We start from the raw sequence: 18,599 nt of genomic DNA on the forward strand, positions 1-18,599 counted from the left end.
AGCTGTCCATGAAGGTCCAGATCCGTTACTTCGCCTCCGTGCGCGAGGCGCTCGACACCAGCGGCGAAACCGTCGACACCGGTGCCGCTACCCTGGCCGCGCTGCGCGACGAACTCATCGCGCGCGGCGGGGCGTATGCCGTGGCGCTGGCGCGCGGCAAGGCCGTGCGCATGGCGCTCGACCAGGCCATGAGCGACGAGGCGGCCGCGCTGCGCGAAGGCTGCGAGGTCGCCTTCTTCCCGCCCGTTACGGGCGGCTGAGCCGGGCGTCCAGCACCACCAGGCGCTCGCGCAAGGCATCGGAGGCGCGAGTCATCGGCGAGCGCAGCTCGTCGCGCATCGATCCGCCGTGCGCCAGCAGCGCCTTGAGCGGCGCGGGGTTCGGCTCCGCAAACAGCATTTCGATCAGCGGCTGCAGCGGCTGCCATTCGGCGCGCGCTTCTGCCAGCCGGTTCTCGGCCAGGAGGCGCAGCACCTGCACGAAGCGCCGCGTCTGCACATGCGCGCTCGCCGCAATGGCGCCCACGCCGCCTTCGGCCACGGTGCCGAAGATCTGGTGGTCTTCGCCCGACAGCACCTGGAGCCTGCCGTCGGCAATCAGGGCGCGCGTCTTGGCCATGTCGCCGCCGCAGTCCTTGATGCCGCGGATGCGCGGGTGTTCGGCCAGCGCCAGCAGCGTTTCGCGCGTGAGGGTCGCGCCGGTGCGGTAGGGAATGTCGTAGACCAGCAGCGGCACCGCGCTGGCGTCGGCGATGGCGCGGAACCATTCGAGCAGGCCGGCCTGCGAGGGCCGGATGTAGTGCGGCGCGGACACCTGCAGCCCCGCCAGCGGCCGTTCGGCGAGCCGCCGTACCCAGGCCGTGGTCTTGCCCAGGTGGTAGCCCGACAGGCCCATGATGATCGGCAGCCCGCCGGCGGCAGCCTGGACCGTGTCGAGCGCGGCGAGCTGTTCCGCTTCATCGAGCGCGGCGGCTTCGCCCGTCGAGGCGCAGACCACGAAGCCGGTCACGCCGTCGCCGGCGAGCCGGCGTGTCAGCGCCGACAGCGCGGCGTGGTCGACGGCGCCGTGCTGGAACGGCGTGACAAGGGGAATCCAGAGGCCCGAGAAATCAGGGCTGGAGGAGGGGATGGACGATGACGGCACGCGGGTTTTCCTCGAGGGAATCGACCGATGGAAGGAACCGTCGTTCGATGCGCGCGCAACCCAATCGGGGCCAAGGCCTTGGCAGGTTCCGTCGCTCATCCGACGACGGAACCGCAGCTCCGGTCAGACGAGCTTTGGTTTTTTGGCTTTGCTGCCCTGGCGCGCACGGCTGCTTTCGGTGTGCGAGGGCACTGAAGAAAGCATGGCGAGGCGGGGCATTGCCGAAGTCTAGCGCGATGCCACAATCCCGGCATGAGTGGTGCACGCGTTTCGATCCAGACAGCCGATTTCGACCTGGGGCAGGAGGTCGCCGCGTTGCGCGCCGGCGACAAACGCGTGGGTGCGGTCTGCAGCTTTGTCGGCGCCGTGCGGGATCGCAACGACGGCAGCAGCGTGGCCTCGATGGAGCTCGAGCATTACCCGGGCATGACCGAAAAGGCCATTGAAGCCATGATCGATGAGGCGCACAAGCGCTTCGATATTTTGGGTGCGCGCGTGATCCACCGCGTGGGCCTGTTGCAGCCGCTCGACCAGATCATGATGGTGGCGGTGGTCTCGGCCCACCGCGGCCAGAGCTTCGAGGCCTGCGAGTTCCTGATGGACTACCTGAAGACCCAGGCCCCGTTCTGGAAAAAAGAACAGACGCCCGAAGGCGCCCGCTGGGTCGATGCGCGCGTCAGCGACGACGCCGCATTGGCGCGCTGGGGCATCACGGCCCCCAACGCTTAGTCAGAGAGGCTTGAAGCCGCTCGACTGGATGATGCGTTCCCAGGTCTGCGTGTAGCTGCGCACGCGGCCCGCGAACTGGCCCTGCGGCTCGTAGCCGACCGTGAGCCCCATGGTCGTGAGCTTCTGCTTCACGTCGGGCATGGCCAGCACCTTCTGCAGCGCGTCGCCGTATTTGTCGATGATCGGCTGCGGCGTGCCCACGGGCGCGAAGATGCCGTAGTAGGGCAGGTCTTCCAGGTTGGAGAAGCCCAGCTCGGTGAAGGTGGGCACGTTCGGCAGCACGGCCTGGCGCTTGGCGCCGATGGAGGCCACGATGCGCACCTTGCCGGCCTTGTGGTTCTCGATGAAGTCGGGCACCGAGGCGATGCCGGCCGTGATCTGGTTGCCCAGCATGTCCGCCGTCATCGGCGCGCTGCCGCGGTAGGGCGCGGGCTGCACGTCGATCTTGTATTTTTCCGAGATCATCTTCACCAGGAACTCTGGGATCGAGGCCGGTGCCGGAATGCCGATGGTTTCCTTGCCGCCGCGCTGGGTGCGAACCCACTTCACATATTCGTCGATGCTCTTGGCGGGCGTGCCGCCCGAGACGGCCAGCACATTGGCGAAGGTGGCGAATCCGGCCACCGGCACGAAGTCGGTCGCAGGGTTGAAGCCGGGGTTCTTCACCACCTGCGGCAGGATGGAGATCGAATGGTCGTGCGAGAGGAACAGCGTGTGGCCATCGGCCGGCGCTGCCTTGAGCGCCTGCGCCGCGATCTGTCCGCCGGCGCCGGCGCGGTTCTCGACCACCACCGGCACGCCCAGCACGTCCTTGAGTTTTTCGCCCAGCGTGCGTGCGATGGCGTCGGTGCCCGCGCCCGCGGGAAAGCCCACCAGGATGCGGATGGGCGTGCCTTGCGCCTGCGCAAGGCCGGCGAGGCCCATGGCCGCTAGAAAGAGACCGGCGCCGAGCGCCCGGCGAACCGGCTGGACGCGCTGCATTGAAATAACCATGATCGACTCCATTCGAGAGAGAGAAATGCCTACGGCAGGAAGGTGCCCGGCACCGTGCAATAGCCGTGCCCATTCCGCCAGCGCGATTCAAAACTTGAATCCCGGCGGAACAGCCCTATTTTGGATGCAGGAATACCACCATGCGACAAGACAAACTCACCACCAAATTCCAGGAAGCGCTGAGCGATGCCCAGACGCTCGCGCTCGGCAACGACAACGCCTACATCGAACCGGCCCACCTGCTGGTCGCGATGCTGCGCCAGGAAGACGGCCCGCGCGCCCTGCTGGAGCGCGCCGGCGTCAACGTGCAGGGGCTCGCGAACGCTGCCGAGGCGGCCATCAAGAAGCTGCCGCAGGTGCAGGGCCACGACATCGTGCAGGTCGGCCCCGAGCTCGGCAAGCTGCTGCAGGCCACCGAGAAGGAAGCCATCAAGCGCAATGACCAGTTCATTGCGGGCGAGCTCTTCCTGCTGGCCGTGGCCGACAGCAAGTCCGACATCGGCCGCATCGCCAAGGAAAACGGCCTCAGCCGCAAGTCGCTCGAATCCGCCATCGACGCTGTGCGCGGCGGCCAGGGCGTGAACAGCGCCGATGCCGAAGGCCAGCGCGAAGCCCTCAAGAAATACTGCCTCGACCTGACCGAGCGCGCGCGCCTGGGCAAGCTCGATCCGGTGATCGGCCGCGACGAGGAGATCCGCCGCGCGATCCAGGTGCTGCAGCGCCGCACCAAGAACAACCCCGTGCTCATCGGCGAGCCCGGCGTGGGCAAGACCGCCATCGTCGAAGGCCTGGCGCAGCGCATCGTCGCGGGCGAGGTGCCCGAGTCGCTCAAGGGCAAGCGCGTGCTGTCGCTCGACATGGCCGCACTGCTGGCCGGTGCCAAGTTCCGCGGCGAGTTCGAGGAACGCCTGAAGACCGTGCTCAACGAGCTTGCCAAGGACGAAGGCCAGACCATCGTCTTCATCGACGAGCTGCACACCATGGTGGGCGCCGGCAAGGCCGAGGGCGCGATGGACGCGGGCAACATGCTCAAGCCCGCGCTCGCGCGCGGCGAGCTGCACTGCGTGGGCGCCACCACGCTCGACGAATACCGCAAGTACATCGAGAAGGACGCCGCGCTGGAGCGCCGCTTCCAGAAGATCATCGTGGGCGAGCCCAGCGTGGAGGCCACCATCGCCATCCTGCGCGGCCTGCAGGAAAAGTACGAAGTGCACCATGGCGTGCAGATCACCGACCCGGCCATCGTGGCCGCGGCCGAACTCTCCGACCGCTACATCACCGACCGCTTCCTGCCCGACAAGGCCATCGACCTGATCGACGAGGCCGCGGCCAAGATCAAGATCGAGATGGACTCCAAGCCCGAGGTCATGGACCGGCTCGACCGCCGACTGATCCAGCTGCAGATCGAGCGCGAGGCCGTGCGCCGCGAGAAGGACGAAGCCTCGCAGAAGCGCTTCGGCCTGATCGAAGACGAGATCGGGCGCCTGCAGAAGGAGATCGCCGACTACGACGAGATCTGGCAGGCCGAGAAGGCGCAGGCGCAGGGCAGCGCGAAGATCCGCGAGGACATCGACAAGATCAAGTTCGAGATCGAGGAGTGGAAGCGCAAGGGCGACTTCAACAAGCTCGCCGAGCTGCAATACGGCCAGCTGCCGGCGCTGGAGAAGCGCCTGCGCGAGGCCGAGGAAAGCGAGGCGAGCAAGGGCAAGTCCAGCGCGCCGACGCTGCTGCGCACGCAGGTGGGCTCCGAAGAAATCGCCGAGGTCGTGGCGCGCGCCACCGGCATTCCGGTCGCCAAGCTGATGCAGGGCGAACGCGACAAGCTGCTCGTGATGGAAGACAAGCTGCATGAGCGCGTGGTGGGGCAGGACGAGGCCATCGGCGCGGTCGCCAATGCGATCCGCCGCTCGCGCTCGGGCCTCTCCGATCCGAACCGCCCGACCGGCTCGTTCCTGTTCCTCGGCCCCACGGGCGTGGGCAAGACCGAGCTGTGCAAGGCACTCGCGGGCTTCCTGTTCGACAGCGAAGACCACCTGATCCGCATCGACATGAGCGAGTTCATGGAGAAGCACTCGGTCGCCCGCCTGATCGGCGCGCCGCCGGGCTACGTGGGCTACGAGGAGGGCGGCTACCTGACCGAGGCCGTGCGCCGCAAGCCCTACAGCGTGGTGCTGCTCGACGAGGTCGAGAAGGCCCACCCCGACGTGTTCAACGTGCTGCTGCAGGTGCTCGACGATGGCCGCCTCACGGACGGCCAGGGCCGTACCGTGGACTTCAAGAACACCGTGATCGTGATGACCAGCAACATCGGCTCGCCGATCATCCAGTCGATGGTGGGCCAGCCCGCCGAGGAGATCAAGGAAGCGGTGTGGGACGAACTCAAGAACTACTTCCGACCCGAGTTCCTGAACCGCATCGACGAGACCGTGGTGTTCCATGCGCTCGACGCGAAGAACATCGAATCGATTGCCGCGATCCAGCTCAAGGTGCTGCAGGCGCGGCTCGCCAAGATGGACCTGGGCCTGGAGGTGTCGCCCGCGGCGCTGGCCGAGATTGCCAAGGTCGGCTTCGACCCGGTGTTCGGCGCGCGGCCGCTCAAGCGCGCGATCCAGCAGCGCATCGAGAATCCGCTCTCCAAGCTGCTGCTCGACGGCAGCTTCGGACCGAAGGACACCATCGAAGTGAATACCGACCCGATCCGCACCCCCGGCCAGTTCTCGTTCACGAAGGCCGGGGAACCATCGGAGGCGGTTGCGGCCTAAAGTCGGATGATGAACTTCATTTTTCGCGTCATTCTTCTGCTCCTGGGGCTGGTCTTCGCGGCCAGCCTGGCGGTCGCCGTCATGTTGCTGGCGGCTGTGTGGGGCGTCCGCTACGCCTGGGGGCGGATCACGGGCAAGCCCGTGACGCCCTGGATGGCTTCGATGGGCGGGCGCTTCAACCCGCGTTCGGGCTTCGAGCGTTTTCGCAATGCGGCACGGCCGGGCGAACCGAGCGCGGCCGACACCGCCAATGCACGCGCGCGCGGCGAATCCGTGGTGCGCCCGGAACGCATTCGCGGCAGCGCCCGCGACGTGACCGACGTTTCTCCGAAATCGGTTTCGCGCGGCTGATCCGCTGCCCGGGCGGCGAATATGCCGCCCGCGACAGCCGGTTGCGCGGTTCGCCGTCAAAATCGTCCTCCTGCGACCGCCGCCCAGGCGGATATTGCTTTCATCCAGGAGAGACATTCCCATGACAACACGCGACATCTTCGTGGTCGGCACCGCCCGCACTGCCATCGGCACCTTCGGCGGCGCGCTGAAGGATGTGCCCAACACGCAACTGGCCACCACCGCCGTCAAGGCCGCCATCGAACGCAGCGGCGTGGCGGCCGATGCCATCGGCCATGTGGTCATGGGCAACGTGATTCCCACCGACGTGAAGGACGCCTACCTGAGCCGCGTGGCCGCCATCGATGCGGGCTGCCCGATCGAGACGCCGGCCTTCAACGTCAACCGCCTCTGCGGCTCGGGCCTGCAGGCGATCGTGTCGGCCGCGCAGGCCATTGCGCTGGGCGACTGCGACATCGCCATCGGCGGCGGCTCGGAATCGATGAGCCGCGGGCCTTACTTCGACACATCCGCGCGCTACGGCGCACGCATGGGCGATGCGGTGCTGGTCGACTACATGCTGGGCATCCTGCACGACCCGTGGGAGAAGATCCACATGGGCATCACGGCCGAGAACGTGGCGGCGCGCTACGGCATCACGCGCGAGCAGATGGACGAGCTGGCCGCCACCAGCCAGCAGCGCGCGGCGGCGGCCATTGCGGCGGGCCGCTTCAAGGCGCAGATCGTTCCGGTCGAGGTGAAGACGCGCAAGGGCGTCGTGCTGTTCGACACCGACGAGCATGTGCGCGCCGACACCACCGCCGAGACGCTCTCGAAGATGAAGCCCGCGTTCAAGAAGGACGGCCTCGTGACGGCCGGCAATGCCTCGGGCATCAACGATGGTGCGGCCGCCGTGGTGCTGGCCAGCGGCGAGAGCGTCAAGGCGCGGGGCCTGAGGCCGCTGGCGCGCCTGGTCGGCTATGCGCACGCCGGCGTGGAGCCCGCGTACATGGGCATCGGCCCGGTGCCGGCCACGCGCAAGGTGCTGGAGCGCACCGGGCTGAAGGTCGCCGACTTCGACGTGATCGAGTCGAACGAGGCCTTTGCGGCGCAGGCCTGCGCGGTCATCAAGGAACTGGGCTTCGATCCGGCCAAGGTCAACCCGAACGGCTCGGGCATTTCGCTGGGCCACCCGGTGGGCGCGACCGGCGCGATCATCACCACGAAGGCGATTGCCGAGCTGCACCGCACCGGCGGGCGTTATGCGCTGGTCACGATGTGCATCGGCGGCGGGCAGGGCATCGCCGCCGTGTTCGAACGCGTTTGAAGGCACACTTGCGGGCATGCTCCGCCCACCCATCCTGATCGACCCCGACGAGGTCGAGTTCAGCGCCATCCGCGCGCAGGGCGCGGGCGGCCAGAACGTCAACAAGGTGTCGAGCGCGGTGCACCTGCGCTACGACATCCATGCGAGCTCGCTGCCCGCCGACGTGAAGGAGCGGATGCTCGCGCTGCGCGACAGCCGCATCACGCAGGAGGGCGTCTTCGTGCTGAAGGCGCAGCAGCACCGCACGCAGGAAATGAACCGCGCCGATGCGCTCGCGCGGCTGCAGGAGGTGGTCGACAGCGTGGCCACGCCGCCGCGCGTGCGGCGCGCCACCAAGCCCACCTACGGTTCGAAGCAGCGCCGGCTCGAAGGCAAGAGCCAGCGCTCGCAGATCAAGAACCTGCGCGGGCCGGTGCGGGACTGACCGGCTGGCTGGCCGGCGCTTAAGGCCCCGCTAAGGCGGCGGACACCGGCCGCAAGCACAATGGACAGCATGAGAGCCTTCTTCCGCCGCGCTTTGCCGGCCTTCCTGCTGGCGCTGGGGGCCGCTGCCCTGGCGGGCTGCGGGCCGGCCGCGGGCAGCGGCGCAGCGCCGGCGGGTGCCGTGCAGGAACTCAAGTGGGAAGCGCTCGTTCCCAAGGATTGGGACCCGACCAAGCGCTACCGCAACCTGAGCCTGGAGTCGCTGCGCGACAACGACCCGCGCGCGATCCAGATGCTGGACGAGATGCGCGCCGTCTGGGACAACGCGCCGGTCAACGTGGCGCTCGACGGCACGGCGGCGCGCCTGTCGGGTTTTGTCGTTCCGCTGGACAACACGCAGGGCGGCATCCGCGAGTTCCTGCTGGTGCCTTACTTCGGCGCCTGCATCCACACCCCGCCGCCGCCCGCCAACCAGATCGTGCACGTGGTCGCGGCCGATACCGTGAAGGGCCTGCATGCGATGGACACGGTGCACGTGAGCGGCCTGCTGAAGGCGGCGCGCTATTCCTCCGTGGACATGGGCGTGAGCGGCTACGAGATCAAGTCGGCCTCGGTGGAGCCTTTCGTCACGGCGCGCTGACGTGTTCAGCCGCCGTCGTCGCCCTCCGGCACCGGCAGCGGCGGAACTTCGGCCTGCTGCTGCGTCAGCGCCGCCAGCGCCTCGCCGTCGGTGCGGTAGCTGAACAGCATCGGCCCCGGCGCGAGCAGGCCGGCGCGCTCCAGCACCTGCATGGCCGGCAGCTTCAGGCCGCTCAGGTGCAGGCGTACGCCCTTGGCTTCCATCATCCGGCGGATCGAGCCGAACACTTCGGCGCCCGTGATGTCGATGCGGTTGATGGGCTGCGCAAAAAGGCACACGTCGGTGAGTTCGGGGCGCTCGGCCAGCGCGGTCGTGAGCGCGCGTTCGAGCGTGGAGGCCGAGGCGAAGTCGAGCTCGGCATCCATGCGCAGCGCATAGAGCTGTGGTGCCAGCGGCGGCAGCTTCCATAGCTTGCGGTCGCGCAGGCTGCCGTCGGGATGCAGGCCCACCTCGATGATGCGCGGATGCAGGTGGCGGTACATGTAATGCGCCAGGCTCGCGAGCAGGCCGCCCAGCACGCCCCAGTAGATGCTCGGCGCCGTGGCAATGGTCAGCACGAAGGTGCCGAACGAAATGCCCGCCTCGATGCGCGACACGCGCCAGAGCGCGACGAAGCTCGCCGGCTTGACCAGCCCCAGGATGGCCGTGACCACCACCGCCGCCAGCACCGCCTGCGGCACGTGATAGAGCAGCGGCATCAGCCACAGCAGCGCGCCGGCCACCACCACCACGCTGAACAATGTGGCCCACCCGGTCTGGGCGCCCGCATACAGCGTGATGGCCGAGCGCGAGAACGAGGAACTGGTGGGAAAGGCGCCCGTGAAGCCCGAGGCCAGCTTGGCCAGGCCCTGGCCGATCAGGTCCTGGTTTTCGTTCCAGAGCGTGCCGGCGCGCGCATTGTCGACCTTGGCGCTCGACGCGGTTTCGAGAAAGCTCACGAGCGTGATCATCAGCGCGGGCAGCACCAGCGCGCTGAATGTGCTCAGCGGCAGCAGGCCTGGCCAGTAGAAGGACGGCAGGCCCGAGGGCAGGCTGCCCACCACGGCCCCGCCGCGCAGTGCGTAGTCGATGCTCCAGCTGATGGCTGCGGCGCCCGCCACCAGCGCCATGGTGGTCGGGAAGCGCGGCGCGAGCCGCTTGCCGAGCCACAGCACGGCGATGCTGCCGAGCCCGAAGGCGATGGCGATCAGGTCCGGCGGCGGCCCGCCCTGCAGCACCTGGGGAAGGGTGCGCCCCGTGAAGCCGAGCAGCGCCGGCAGCTGCGAGATGGCGATCAGCACCGCCGCGCCCTGCGTGAAGCCGATCAGCACCGGCGAGTTGACCAGCCGCAGCAGCCAGCCGAAGCGCCCGATGCCCAGCACGATCTGGATCGCGCCCGACATCAGCGTGAGCCACACCGCCATTTCCACCCATTCGGCGCTGCCGGGCACCGCCAGCGGCGCGAGCGATGCGCCCACCAGCAGGCTGGTGAGCGCCGTGGGCCCGACCGACAGCCGCTGCGACGAGCTGAAGATCACCGCGATGAGCGCCGGGAACAGCGCCGCATACACGCCGGTGACCAGCGGCATGCCCGCCAGCGCGGCATAGGCCACGCCCTGCGGAAGCACCATCAGCGCCACCGTGATGCCCGCCATGGCCTCGTTGCGCAGCAGCGCCGCGGACGGACGGGGCCAGGCCAGGCAGGGAACCCAGCGCGCGATGCGCTGGCGCAGGGAGGAAGAAGCGGAGGAGGGGGTGGCTGCCGGATTCATGGATGGTGGGTGGCTTGCTGGCGATTGTCCTGCGCCACCGCAGAGGGAAACCTGCGCGGCCATTCGGGCCGCGCGCATGGGAGAACGGCTAGACCAGCGAGCTCGCGTTCTTGAGCACGTAGTCGCAGGCTTTTTCCTTCACCTTCGAGGAGAGCATCTTCAAGTTGAGCGTCTTGCCGTCGCCGCCCTTGAGCAGCCCCTTGGCGCCGCTCGCGAAGCCGGTTTCCTGCTGCTTCTGGCCGGTGATCCTGGCCAGCAGCTTGTCCTTCACCGAGGCCGCGTCGCCGCCCAGGTAGTTGTTCTTGACGCAGTACTGCAGCACGCCGGCCGCATTGCCCATGGTGCTGGAGCCGATCGCGGGCATCTTGAAGCCGAGGTTCTCGCCGAGGGCAGCGCCGCCGCCCGAGGAGCCCATCTGGTCCTTGAGCTTGCCGAGCAGGTCCGACTGGGCCGAGGCCGAGACACTGGCCGCAACCAGCGCGATGGAAATCAGTGCGGTGCGAAAACGCATGATGACGAACTCCCGTTTGTCGAGGTGATTGAATGAAGATTCCATCGTCAGCATACCCCCGACGGAACCCCGGTTTCACGCGCGGCGGAAGAGCAGCACGGAATTCGTGCCGCCGAATGCGAAGGAGTTGCTCATGGCCGCCTCGATGTTGGGCGCGCTGGTGTCGTGGTGCGTGACGAGGTTCAGGCTGCAGGCCGGATCGACCTCGCTGCAGTTCGCGTTCGGCGGCAGCTGGCGGCGGTGCAATGCCAGCACCGTGATGAGCGCCTCGATGGCACCCGCGGCGCCGAGCATGTGGCCGTGCAGCGCCTTGGTGGAGCTGACGCGCAGGCTGTCCAGGTCGTCGCCCCACACATCGGCCAATGCGTTGCGCTCGACCACGTCGCCGATGCGCGTGGCCGTGCCGTGCGCATTGCAGTAGCCCACGTCGCGCGGCTGGAGGCCGGCCTGGCGCAGCGCCTGGCGCAGCGCGCGCGCCTGGCCGGGTGCGTCGGGCTTGGTGAGATGGGTGGCGTCGCTGCCGAGGCCCCAGCCGGCCAGCGTGGCGTAGCTGCGGGCGCCACGGCTGCGTGCGCGTTCGGCGGATTCGAGCACCAGGAAGGCCGCGCCTTCGCCCAGCGCAAAGCCGCTGCGGTCGCTCGCAAAGGGCCGCACCGCGCCGGCCGCTTCGCCGGGCTGGAAGCTGGCCAGGGTTTGCATGGCCTGCCAGGCCAGCACCACGCCCGGCACGATCAGCGCTTCGCTGCCGCCGGCAATGGCCATGTCGACTTCACCGCGCTCGATGGCCTTGGCCGCTTCGGCAATGGCCACCGACGACGAGGCGCAGGCGACCGAGTAGGTCAGCACCGGCCCCTGCACGCCCTGGCGCATGGCGACGTGGGCGGCGGGCGCGTTGGGCATGAAGGCGGGAATGGTGAGCGGCGAGACCCGCCCGTTGCCGCGGTAGGCGGCTTCGAGCGCCGCGGCGCCGCCCATGCCGCAGCCGGCATAGATGCCGATGCGTTCAGGATCGGCGTCGTTGTGGGCGGCAAGGCCTGCATCGCGCAGCGCGAGGTCGGCGGCGGCCACCGCGAGCTGGCTCACGCGGTCGACGCCGGCGAGCTGCAGCTTGGTGAACCAGCGTGTTTCGTCGAAGTCCACCGTGGCGGCGGCGGCGGGCTTGGGCAGTTCGGGGAAGACCGGCCGGATGGCCGACTGGCCGTCGAGCAGGGCCTGGAACAGCGCGCCGGGCTCGTCGCCGTGCGGCGCCACGACGCCCAGGCCGGTGACGCAGACCTCGTGCTTCACGCTGTCTTCGCGGCCCTGACCTTGTCGACCAGCACCGCGAGTTCGTTCAGCGTGTCGATGTTGGCGTCTTCATCGGGCATGGTGATGCCGAAGTGGTCTTCGATGGCAAACAGGAACTCGGCCAATGCCAGCGAGTCGAGCCCGCCGGTTTCGCGCATCGATGCGTTGGGGTCGAGCTTGGACGGTTCGATACCGTACTTCTCGTGGATCAGGTCCTGCAATTCCTTCAGCGAACTCATCGTGCGATGCCTGTTGTCGTGTGCCGGCCGCTGATCGATCGCCGCCCTCGGGGCGCGCCATGGGATCGACCCCTTCCTCGCTCGGCTTGTGGGTCAGTGATGGCCAATGATATCCGCTCCCACCAGGGTATTGCTCCGGCGCATGCCCTCCGGCCGCCAGCGCAGCGAAGGAAGCGCGAAGGCCATTCCCAGCAGCGCGCCGGCCAGCGCGTCGAGCACCACGTGCTGCTTGACGGCCAATGTCGAATACGCAATGGCGGCAAACCACAGCCAGTTGGCAAGGCGCAGGAAGACCGGCGTGCGCGCCTCGCGCAGCACGTGGTCCAGCCGGATGGCCGTGAAGATGGCCACCGCCACGTGCATCGAGGGGCAGGCGTTGCCCGCTGCGTCCACGCCCTGCAGCATCGCAAAGCCGGGATAGCCCGACACGTCGATGGCCAGCGGCGGTATCTGCGTCGGCCAGAAGTAGAAGAGGCCCAGCCCCGTCAGGCACAGCGCGCCGATCCACAGCCCGTACACCACCAGCTCGCGGAAGTTGGGCTGCAGGCCGGGCGCGATGCCCACGTAGAACCACAGCGAGAGGTAGGCGCCCAGCGTGTAGGGCTGGAACGGAATCAGGTGGTCCAGCGCCGTGAGCGGCATCACCACGACCGGGTAGGCCGGGTTGCGCAGCATGTGGAAGTAGCCGATGAAGAAGAGCCAGGTGAAGATCGTGGTGCCGATCGCCTTGAGCCAGAAGAGGCGGCGAATGCGCGCGCCGATGTCTGCGGTCCAGGTCTGGGGGCTGTGCGTTCGCGGAAGGGGCGCCATGGGCAGGTGGGTCGGAGGTCCGTGGTTTTCGTCGGCCGGCCGATCTTGCCAGAGCGCCGTGACGGCGTGGCGGCATCGAGTCGAGCTTCAGGCGAGCGCGGCGGATCGCTTCTTGTGCTGGAAGGAAGTGGGCGAGCGTCCGGTGGCGGCCTTGAACATGGCGCAGAACGCGCTGTCGGTGGCATAGCCGCTGGCCGCCGCCACCTGGCTCACGGCCATGCCGCGCGCCAGCAGCGGCAGCGCATGCGCCATCACGGCCTGCTGCCGCCATTGCTGCCAGCTCATGCCGAGCTGGTCGCGGAACAGCCGCGCCACGGTGCGCTCGCTGGCGCCGATGGCAGCGGCGCGCTCGGCCAGCGTGGCGCGGTCGGCCGGGTTGCGCAGCAGCGTCTCGCACAGCTGGCGCAGCCGCTTGTCGGAGGGCAGCGGCACGTCGATGCGGATCTGCGTGGCGCGCTCGAGCTCGTCCACCAGCAGCGGGGCGATCATGCGTTCGCGCTGCGGCGCATGCGGGTCGGCCGGCGGCAGGCCGTCGGGCGTGGTGTCGAGTGCGAGCATCAGCGCGCGCAGCAGCGGGCTGATCTCGAGCACCTCGCACTTCTCCCACGGCGGGCCGAGCCAGGCATGCAGGTACACGGTGCGCAGCTCGGCGTCCTCGATCAGCATGATGCTGTGCGGCATGTTGGCCGGCACCCAGACCGCGCGCGAGGGCGGCACGATGTAGCTGCCGTCCTGCGTGCTGAGCCGGATCACGCCGCGGGTCGAAAAGGTGAGCTGCGGCCAGGGGTGCTGGTGCAGCTCGACGAAGGTGTCGGCGCTCAGGAAATGTTCCTTGGCGCGCAGCGGCCGCACCGCGTCGGGTGCGTAGAGATGCGGCGTGAGCGAGGCGACGCTGGTGACCGGGGAAGGGAGTGAAACGGCGCTTGGCATGGTTTCGACAAATGTTGTCGCTGTATCGCCATTCTGCCGCGGCCAGCGGGCATAGCATCGGTGCCTGCCCGGTTTTTTGTAGCAATCCATGTCTTCCACTTCCTCCCCGACAGCCACTCCTTCCACCAGCTTGCGCGGCGACGCACAGCTCATCGGCCTGGTCGGCCTGGCCCATGCCATCAGCCACTTCAGCCAGCTGATCCTGGCGCCGCTGTTCCCTTGGCTGAAAGACGCGTTCAACGTGAGCTACACCGAGCTGGGCGCGGTGCTGACGGTGTTCTTCGTGGTCTCGTGCATCGTGCAGGCGGCCTCGGGCTTCATCGTCGACAAGCTGGGTCCGCGGCCGGTGCTGTTCGTGGGGCTGGGCGCGCTGGCCCTGGCGGCCTTCGGCTATGCGCTGGCCCAGAGCTACTGGATGCTGCTGCTGTGCGCCGTCGTGGGCGGCATCGGCAATGGCGTGTTCCACCCGGTCGACTACACGCTCTTCAACCGCAAGGTGGCGCCGACCCGCCTGGGCCACGCCTACAGCGTGCACGGCATCACCGGCAGCCTGGGCTGGGCGCTGGCGCCGGCCTTCGTGGTGCCGATCGCCATCGCCTTCTCATGGCGCGTGGCGCTGGCTTCGGCCGGTGCGCTGGCCATCGTGGTGCTGCTGGTGCTCTGGGCCTACCGCGGCGTGCTGGCGCTGGACGTGAAGGCGGTGCACAAGGCGACCGGGCACGGCGAGCCGGCACCCATCGGCGGCGAGTTCGACTTCCTGCGCATTCCGGCCGTGTGGATGTGCTTCGGCTTCTTTTTCTTCTATGCCGCCGTGATCAGCGTGGTGCAGACCTTCGCGCCGGCGGCGGCGGGCCACCTGCACGCGGTGCCGGTGGCGCTGGTGGCGGTGTGCCTCACGGTCTACATGGTGGCAAGCGCGGCCGGCATGGTGGCGGGCGGCTTCCTGGCCTCGGACCCGTCGCGCTGCGAACGCATCGTGGGCATCGGCTTCGGGGTGGCGGCCGCGCTGGCGCTGGTGCTGGCCTTTGCGCAGTTTCCGCCGGTGATGGTGCCGGTGCTGTTCGGCGCCATGGGCTTCGTGTCGGGCGTTGCCGGCCCTTCGCGCGACCTGCTGGTCAAGCGCTCGACGCCGCCCAATGCCACCGGCCGCGTCTACGGCGTGGTGTATGCGGGCCTGGACATCGGCCAGGCGCTCGCGCCGCTGGTGTTCGGCCGCTTGATGGACCATGGCCAGTACGCGAGCGTGATCGCCGGCCTGGCGCTGGTGCAGGCCGTGCTGATTGCCAGTGCCTTCAACGTGACGCGGGTGCGCCGCACGGCGCTGGTGCCGGCTTCGGCCTGATCTCCCGCGGATTTCGCCTCAAGCCGTGGGCAGGATCTCGCGCACGCGCTCCCAGGGCCGGCACATCAGCGTGCCGCGCGGCGAGACCACGATCGGGCGCTGCAGCAGGATCGGGTTCGCGGCGATGAAGTCGAACAGCTGGTCGTCGCTCCACTTCGGATCGGCCAGCTTCAGTTCTTCGTAGGGCGCTTCCTTGGTGCGCAGCAGGTCGCGCGCTCCCAGGCCCATGGCCTTGGCCAGCTCGCGCAGCTTCTTCTTCGAGGGCGGCGTTTCCAGGTACAGGACGATCTCGGGTTCCACGCCGCTCTCGCGGATCAGGCCCAGCACGTTGCGCGAGGTGCTGCAGTTGGGCTTGTGGAAGATGGTCATCGGGTAGTCGGTGGTCGGGGTGCGTGCGGCCATGGTGTCGTCGTCAGTCTTTCTGTGTTTCCTGGTCCATCGAGAAGGGGAAGCGCGCTGCCCAGAAATCGGCCAGGCGCGGATCGGCATCCACGCGCCGCACCACCTGCGCCATGCGCGGCGCCACGCGGTAGAAACGCCTGCGCCGTGGCGTCCAGCGCGACAGCACGGTCACGTAGAGGTCGAGCATGCTGATCTTCTCGCCGAGCAGATAGGGCGAGGGCTCGTCGATCTGCGTGTCCATCAGGTGCCAGCAGTGCGCAATGCGCTCGGCCGTGCGTTCGAGCATCACGGCCTGCGCGGCCGGGTCGGGCGTGAGGCGCGTGGGTTCGTCGCGCACCCAGAACAGCGAGTAGATGGCCGCCGGCAGGTAGACCATCCAGCGCAGGTAGCGCGCACGCAGCGGATCGCCGGGCGCGGGGCAGAGCCCGGCCTCCGGATAGCGGTCGCCCAGCCAGATCAGCATGGCCGCGCTCTCGGTCATCAACTCGCCCGACGGCAGCACGAGCGCGGGCACCTGCTGCATCGGGTTGACGCCCGACATGCGCTCGCGCTCGGAGTCGCTCTCCCAGGGCGAGACATCGACGGTCTCGACCTGCGCGCCGATCAGCGTCAGCGCCGCATGGACCGGCGTCGCGCCCGAGCCGGGCGCGCCGTAGAGGGTGTAGCGGTCGTTCGAGGCGGATGAAGAAGTCATCCGCCCAGATTACTGCAGCAGCGTACCGCTTGTCACGCAGTGGCCAGCAAGGCGTCGACCTTCTTCAGGCCTTCGAGCGTCTTCACGCAGGCCTCGGCCACTTCGGTGCCCTTGACGGCGAAGTGGCGATGGAAGTACTTGCGGTGCTCCACGTGCTCGTGGAAGTGGTGCGGCGTGAGCACGGCCGAAAAAATCGGCACGTCGGTCTCGAGCTGCAGCGACATCAGCGTGCTGACCACGGTGCCGGCCACGAACTCGTGGCGGTAGATGCCGCCATCGACCACCAGCGCGCAGCCCACGATGGCCGCGTACTTGCCCGAGTTGGCAAGCCGCTTGGCATGCAGCGGAATCTCGAAGGCGCCGGGCACGTCGAAGATGTCGATCAGCTCGCGCGCCACGCCGAGCCGCTCCATCTCGGCAAGGAAGGCGTCGCGCGCCTGGTGGACGATGTCGGAATGCCATTGCGCCTCGACAAAGGCAATGCGCTCGCCGCGCGGCTGGCCCGGCGCGTTGACGGCGGAAAGGGGAAGGTCGTTGATCTGACTCATGGTGTGCCTCTTGAAAGCAGGTTTCCTGAATCAGGGCGCACGAAACCGCAGGGCAGCATGCGCGCCATTGCAAGGCGCGCGGGCCGGCCCGCATTTCGCGCTCTCTTTCATCCGGACTGTGACCGTCGGCTTCGGAATTGCACCGAAATCTGCTGACCCCGCAGCCCATTGCAGGCCTTGGGCGCTCGCGGGCTCGTGCGGCCCCTCTTTCGAAGAAGCCGCCATTACCGCCGGTGGGGAGTTTCGCCCCGCCCTGAGAACGCTTGCCGTCCGGCATGCCGGACGACGGTGCGATTCTAGGAGCGGACGGCGGCGCTGGTTGTCGCCCGCGCGCCAGACCTTCGGCGGCGCGGGGATTTTCGCCGTGCGCGGGGTGCGTACGGCTCAGCGCTTCGCGAGGAACTGCGTCATGCGATGCAGTTCGTCGTCGAGCGCCGCGCGGAACAGCGCATCGCGGGGTGGCTTGCCGCCGGCGTAGCCGAAGGCGGGCTGCAGCCGGCCTTCGGGTGCAGTGATATTGGCCCAGCCGATCACGCGCTCGTGCCAGAGCAGAGGCAGCGCGTAGTAGCCGAACTGCCGCTTCGGCGCCGGCATGTAGGCCTCGAACTTGTACGTCCAGCCCCACAGCAGCTCGAAGCGGCGGCGGTCCCACACCACGGGGTCGAAGGGCGCGAGCAGGCGCACTTCTTCATCGGGCGCATGGCGCCGCGAGGCCGGGTTCTCGTCGCCGGGCCAGTACCAGGTGGTGCCGTCGATGCGGCAGCTTGCGAGCCGTTCGTCGCGTGCGAGGCGCAGCGCGGCCTGCGTCTGCGCCGACAGATGCGGCGCGCCGTAGCCGAGCAGCCGCACGAGGTACGTCAGGCTCGCGGCCGGCAGCGGCGCGTACTTGCGTACCACCAGGTCGATCAGCGCGGCGGCGCGTTGCGCGCGGCCGGCGGGGCTGTCGTCGGCCGGCACATGCGTCACGGCCTCGTAGACGCGCGTGCCGCTGTCGCGCCGCACCACGCGCAGCATGCCGCGGTAGTGCAGGCCATCGAGCAGCCGCGTCGTCGCATTGCTCGAGCCGCCCCAGTAGTTCTTGACGCTGCCGTGTGCAAAGTGCTGTTCGACTTCACGCGGATGCACGGGCCCGCGTTCGCGCACGAAGGCCAGCACGTCAGCGGCCTTGCGGCGGGTGTCCGCGTCCCAGGGCTGCCTAGCTTCGCGCGGATGCATCAGCGCCAAGTGCTCGCGCGGCAGAAAGCCGTAGTTGACGAGGCAGTCTTCCTCAATGGCAAGTCGGGTGTAGCGGCTTTCGAGATCGCCCGCGCGGTAGTCCTTCACGCGGTGGCGCAAGGTCAGGTCCTGTGCGCGCGCAGGGGCGCGGATCGGGTCGGCCTGAACGAAGCCGAGCCGGCGAATTGCGCCCGGCAGCGTGGTCGGCTTGAAGAGGGTGCGCGCGATGGCGTAGCGGCGCAGGTCGTCGAGGGTCGGGGTGGCCATGGGGCGGATTGCAGCACAAGTGAGGCGCTGCTGCTGTTCGGAGCGGCTCCGTTCAGGGCGCGCTCCCGCCGACGGGGTACCTTGCTCCGCGAATGTCCTCCGGCCTTCGGCCTCCCCCTTGTACCGGGACTTCTCGCGCAGTCAAGCACGGGTTTGGGTTGGTTTTTCTACCAAGCTGTATCGCTTGCGAGGCATTGAGGATCGAGGCGCAACGAAACGAGGAACAGACTGCACATCTACCGACGGTCTTGTTGCA

20 protein-coding genes and 1 riboswitch are annotated in these 18,599 nt (G+C 68.5%); of the genes, 8 read left to right on the forward strand and 12 right to left on the reverse strand.

All coding sequences use genetic code 11. The features are described 5' to 3' along the window. Positions 1-8: 8 nt before the first annotated feature. Positions 9-260: a molybdopterin converting factor subunit 1 gene (gene moaD / locus AC1DSC_RS02970; RefSeq protein ID WP_018902993.1), complete on the forward strand. Its 252-nt coding sequence runs from the start codon at positions 9-11 to the stop codon at positions 258-260. On the opposite strand, the gene AC1DSC_RS02975 is transcribed toward moaD, so the two are convergent. After that, a complete protein-coding gene (locus tag AC1DSC_RS02975; RefSeq protein WP_436287620.1) occupies positions 247-1,242 on the reverse strand; it encodes a 4-hydroxy-tetrahydrodipicolinate synthase family protein in 996 nt (331 codons plus the stop codon). The genes moaD and AC1DSC_RS02975 overlap by 14 nt on opposite strands. A 153-nt stretch (positions 1,243-1,395) precedes the next feature. Here AC1DSC_RS02975 and AC1DSC_RS02980 point away from each other — a divergent pair, with 153 nt between their 5' ends. After that, positions 1,396-1,872 carry a molybdenum cofactor biosynthesis protein MoaE gene (locus tag AC1DSC_RS02980; protein WP_062362134.1) on the forward strand — a complete coding sequence of 159 codons (477 nt, stop codon included), beginning with the start codon at positions 1,396-1,398 and terminating at the stop codon, positions 1,870-1,872. Here AC1DSC_RS02980 and AC1DSC_RS02985 read toward each other — a convergent pair whose 3' ends face one another. Continuing rightward, positions 1,873-2,865, reverse strand: a complete 993-nt coding sequence (locus tag AC1DSC_RS02985; RefSeq protein WP_436298295.1) for a Bug family tripartite tricarboxylate transporter substrate binding protein — start codon at positions 2,863-2,865, stop codon at positions 1,873-1,875. It abuts the gene before it with no gap. A 140-nt stretch (positions 2,866-3,005) separates the two neighbouring features. Here AC1DSC_RS02985 and clpB point away from each other — a divergent pair, with 140 nt between their 5' ends. From clpB to AC1DSC_RS03010, 5 genes are all read left to right on the forward strand, one after another. Next, entirely contained in the window at positions 3,006-5,627 is a 2,622-nt protein-coding gene (gene clpB / locus AC1DSC_RS02990) for an ATP-dependent chaperone ClpB (protein WP_027730342.1), read from the forward strand. 9 nt (positions 5,628-5,636) lie between these two features. Beyond that, complete coding sequence (locus AC1DSC_RS02995) at positions 5,637-5,978, forward strand: hypothetical protein (RefSeq protein ID WP_230537705.1); 342 nt, start codon at positions 5,637-5,639, stop codon at positions 5,976-5,978. 121 nt (positions 5,979-6,099) lie between these two features. Beyond that, on the forward strand, positions 6,100-7,284 hold the full coding sequence (locus AC1DSC_RS03000) for an acetyl-CoA C-acyltransferase family protein (RefSeq protein ID WP_012746978.1): 1,185 nt from the start codon (positions 6,100-6,102) through the stop codon (positions 7,282-7,284). A gap of 16 nt (positions 7,285-7,300) precedes the next feature. Then, positions 7,301-7,708: an alternative ribosome rescue aminoacyl-tRNA hydrolase ArfB gene (gene arfB, locus AC1DSC_RS03005; RefSeq protein WP_012746979.1), complete on the forward strand. Its 408-nt coding sequence runs from the start codon at positions 7,301-7,303 to the stop codon at positions 7,706-7,708. A gap of 60 nt (positions 7,709-7,768) precedes the next feature. After that, the gene (locus AC1DSC_RS03010) at positions 7,769-8,347 is read left to right on the forward strand and encodes a DUF3299 domain-containing protein (protein WP_012746980.1); all 579 of its coding nucleotides are present in this window, start codon (positions 7,769-7,771) and stop codon (positions 8,345-8,347) included. Positions 8,348-8,352: 5 nt separating this feature from the next. On the opposite strand, the gene AC1DSC_RS03015 is transcribed toward AC1DSC_RS03010, so the two are convergent. The 6 genes from AC1DSC_RS03015 to AC1DSC_RS03040 all read right to left on the reverse strand — a co-directional run bounded on the left by AC1DSC_RS03015 (position 8,353) and on the right by AC1DSC_RS03040 (position 13,875). Then, positions 8,353-10,098, reverse strand: coding sequence for a SulP family inorganic anion transporter (locus tag AC1DSC_RS03015; protein WP_062362128.1), 1,746 nt, complete (start codon positions 10,096-10,098; stop codon positions 8,353-8,355). Between the two features lie 88 nt (positions 10,099-10,186). Then, on the reverse strand, positions 10,187-10,609 hold the full coding sequence (locus AC1DSC_RS03020) for a DUF2501 domain-containing protein (RefSeq protein ID WP_026283808.1): 423 nt from the start codon (positions 10,607-10,609) through the stop codon (positions 10,187-10,189). A 75-nt stretch (positions 10,610-10,684) separates the two neighbouring features. Then, a complete protein-coding gene (locus AC1DSC_RS03025; RefSeq protein WP_436298296.1) occupies positions 10,685-11,896 on the reverse strand; it encodes a beta-ketoacyl-[acyl-carrier-protein] synthase family protein in 1,212 nt (403 codons plus the stop codon). Further along, positions 11,893-12,135, reverse strand: a complete 243-nt coding sequence (locus AC1DSC_RS03030) for an acyl carrier protein (RefSeq protein WP_012746984.1) — start codon at positions 12,133-12,135, stop codon at positions 11,893-11,895. The genes AC1DSC_RS03025 and AC1DSC_RS03030 overlap by 4 nt, the downstream gene beginning before the upstream one ends. Positions 12,136-12,228: 93 nt before the next feature. After that, positions 12,229-12,945, reverse strand: coding sequence for a phosphatase PAP2 family protein (locus AC1DSC_RS03035; RefSeq protein ID WP_012746985.1), 717 nt, complete (start codon positions 12,943-12,945; stop codon positions 12,229-12,231). Positions 12,946-13,032: 87 nt separating this feature from the next. Next, complete coding sequence (locus AC1DSC_RS03040) at positions 13,033-13,875, reverse strand: AraC family transcriptional regulator (protein WP_012746986.1); 843 nt, start codon at positions 13,873-13,875, stop codon at positions 13,033-13,035. Between the two features lie 88 nt (positions 13,876-13,963). Between AC1DSC_RS03040 and AC1DSC_RS03045 the strand changes: the two genes are divergently transcribed. After that, positions 13,964-15,217, forward strand: a complete 1,254-nt coding sequence (locus tag AC1DSC_RS03045; protein WP_412510654.1) for an MFS transporter — start codon at positions 13,964-13,966, stop codon at positions 15,215-15,217. 18 nt (positions 15,218-15,235) lie between these two features. Here AC1DSC_RS03045 and arsC read toward each other — a convergent pair whose 3' ends face one another. From arsC to AC1DSC_RS03065, 4 genes are all read right to left on the reverse strand, one after another. After that, positions 15,236-15,619, reverse strand: coding sequence for an arsenate reductase (glutaredoxin) (arsC, locus tag AC1DSC_RS03050; RefSeq protein ID WP_018902987.1), 384 nt, complete (start codon positions 15,617-15,619; stop codon positions 15,236-15,238). Between the two features lie 10 nt (positions 15,620-15,629). After that, positions 15,630-16,313: a glutathione S-transferase family protein gene (locus AC1DSC_RS03055; RefSeq protein WP_436035558.1), complete on the reverse strand. Its 684-nt coding sequence runs from the start codon at positions 16,311-16,313 to the stop codon at positions 15,630-15,632. A gap of 32 nt (positions 16,314-16,345) precedes the next feature. Next, positions 16,346-16,861 carry a 6,7-dimethyl-8-ribityllumazine synthase gene (locus AC1DSC_RS03060; protein ID WP_012746991.1) on the reverse strand — a complete coding sequence of 172 codons (516 nt, stop codon included), beginning with the start codon at positions 16,859-16,861 and terminating at the stop codon, positions 16,346-16,348. A gap of 95 nt (positions 16,862-16,956) precedes the next feature. Then, positions 16,957-17,126, reverse strand: a riboswitch (FMN riboswitch). A 119-nt stretch (positions 17,127-17,245) separates the two neighbouring features. Further along, positions 17,246-18,343 (reverse strand): DNA glycosylase AlkZ-like family protein, encoded by a 1,098-nt coding sequence (locus AC1DSC_RS03065; RefSeq protein ID WP_307594137.1) that lies wholly within the window; start codon positions 18,341-18,343, stop codon positions 17,246-17,248. Between the last annotated feature and the right edge of the window lie 256 nt (positions 18,344-18,599).

Source organism: Variovorax sp. 01N425, from assembly GCF_056399465.1.

What these genes read in the sequence shown, in the direction of transcription:
- AC1DSC_RS03010 (WP_012746980.1), top strand. Translation starts at nt 7,769, where the DNA reads ATGGACAGCATGAGAGCCTTCTTCCGCCGCGCTTTGCCGGCCTTCCTG.
- AC1DSC_RS02985 (WP_436298295.1), bottom strand. Translation starts at nt 2,865, where the DNA reads ATGGTTATTTCAATGCAGCGCGTCCAGCCGGTTCGCCGGGCGCTCGGC.
- AC1DSC_RS03065 (WP_307594137.1), bottom strand. Translation starts at nt 18,343, where the DNA reads ATGGCCACCCCGACCCTCGACGACCTGCGCCGCTACGCCATCGCGCGC.
- AC1DSC_RS03015 (WP_062362128.1), bottom strand. Translation starts at nt 10,098, where the DNA reads ATGAATCCGGCAGCCACCCCCTCCTCCGCTTCTTCCTCCCTGCGCCAG.
- AC1DSC_RS02995 (WP_230537705.1), top strand. Translation starts at nt 5,637, where the DNA reads ATGAACTTCATTTTTCGCGTCATTCTTCTGCTCCTGGGGCTGGTCTTC.
- AC1DSC_RS03045 (WP_412510654.1), top strand. Translation starts at nt 13,964, where the DNA reads ATGTCTTCCACTTCCTCCCCGACAGCCACTCCTTCCACCAGCTTGCGC.
- arsC (WP_018902987.1), bottom strand. Translation starts at nt 15,619, where the DNA reads ATGGCCGCACGCACCCCGACCACCGACTACCCGATGACCATCTTCCAC.
- AC1DSC_RS03030 (WP_012746984.1), bottom strand. Translation starts at nt 12,135, where the DNA reads ATGAGTTCGCTGAAGGAATTGCAGGACCTGATCCACGAGAAGTACGGT.
- AC1DSC_RS03060 (WP_012746991.1), bottom strand. Translation starts at nt 16,861, where the DNA reads ATGAGTCAGATCAACGACCTTCCCCTTTCCGCCGTCAACGCGCCGGGC.
- AC1DSC_RS02975 (WP_436287620.1), bottom strand. Translation starts at nt 1,242, where the DNA reads ATGAGCGACGGAACCTGCCAAGGCCTTGGCCCCGATTGGGTTGCGCGC.
- AC1DSC_RS02980 (WP_062362134.1), top strand. Translation starts at nt 1,396, where the DNA reads ATGAGTGGTGCACGCGTTTCGATCCAGACAGCCGATTTCGACCTGGGG.
- AC1DSC_RS03040 (WP_012746986.1), bottom strand. Translation starts at nt 13,875, where the DNA reads ATGCCAAGCGCCGTTTCACTCCCTTCCCCGGTCACCAGCGTCGCCTCG.
- arfB (WP_012746979.1), top strand. Translation starts at nt 7,301, where the DNA reads ATGCTCCGCCCACCCATCCTGATCGACCCCGACGAGGTCGAGTTCAGC.
- AC1DSC_RS03035 (WP_012746985.1), bottom strand. Translation starts at nt 12,945, where the DNA reads ATGGCGCCCCTTCCGCGAACGCACAGCCCCCAGACCTGGACCGCAGAC.
- clpB (WP_027730342.1), top strand. Translation starts at nt 3,006, where the DNA reads ATGCGACAAGACAAACTCACCACCAAATTCCAGGAAGCGCTGAGCGAT.
- AC1DSC_RS03020 (WP_026283808.1), bottom strand. Translation starts at nt 10,609, where the DNA reads ATGCGTTTTCGCACCGCACTGATTTCCATCGCGCTGGTTGCGGCCAGT.
- moaD (WP_018902993.1), top strand. Translation starts at nt 9, where the DNA reads ATGAAGGTCCAGATCCGTTACTTCGCCTCCGTGCGCGAGGCGCTCGAC.
- AC1DSC_RS03000 (WP_012746978.1), top strand. Translation starts at nt 6,100, where the DNA reads ATGACAACACGCGACATCTTCGTGGTCGGCACCGCCCGCACTGCCATC.
- AC1DSC_RS03055 (WP_436035558.1), bottom strand. Translation starts at nt 16,313, where the DNA reads ATGACTTCTTCATCCGCCTCGAACGACCGCTACACCCTCTACGGCGCG.